The organism is Halarchaeum acidiphilum MH1-52-1 (assembly GCF_000474235.1).
Taxonomy (GTDB): domain Archaea; phylum Halobacteriota; class Halobacteria; order Halobacteriales; family Halobacteriaceae; genus Halarchaeum; species Halarchaeum acidiphilum.
Genome location: NZ_BATA01000156.1, coordinates 1 through 629 on the forward strand (window position 1 = coordinate 1; position 629 = coordinate 629).

Sequence of the window (629 nt, forward strand, 5' to 3'; positions counted from 1 at the left end):
CGCTCGCCGTCACGCGGCGTCGTCACGCGGACGCTCGTCGCGGATCGACGGCTCGCCCTCGAACGCGTCGTTCCCGCCCTGCTCCCCGACTAGTGGATCTCTCGCTGGAGGCGATTCAGCGTCGTCAGCGCCTCGATCGGCGTCATCTCCGCGAGGTTCAGATCCGCTAACTCGCCGAGCACGTCCGCGCCCGCTTCGGCGCTCCCGCCGTCCGCGGTGGCGCTCGCGTCCGTCGGCGTGTCTTCGCCTCCACTCGCGCTCGTGTCGATGTCGATCGCGTCCTCGACGTCCGCGTTCGCCGCGCGCTCGGCGACGACGTCGCGCGCCCGATCGACGACGCCGGGCGGCACACCGGCCTGCTTCGCCACTTCGATGCCGTAGGAGGCGCTCGCGGCGCCCTCGGCCACCTCGTGGACGAACGTCACGTCGTCGCCCTCGCGCGCCGCGCGGAAGTGGAGGTTTCGCGCGCCCGAGAGGTCGTCAGCGACGGCCGTCAGGTCGTGGTGGTGCGTCGCGAACAGCGTGTACGCGCCCACGCCGTCGTGCAGGCGCTCGGTGACGGCCTGCGCGATCGCGTAGCCGTCCGCGGTGCTCGTCCCCCGGCCGACCTCGTCGAGGACGACGAGCGA

1 protein-coding gene is annotated in these 629 nt (G+C 72.8%); it reads right to left on the minus strand.

Annotated features, from left to right (window positions below; translation table 11 throughout):
- Positions 1 to 89: 89 nt before the first annotated feature.
- Positions 90 to 629: MutS-related protein (locus AOZ13_RS13645; RefSeq protein WP_449404307.1), on the minus strand; the 540-nt coding region annotated here is incomplete at its 5' end.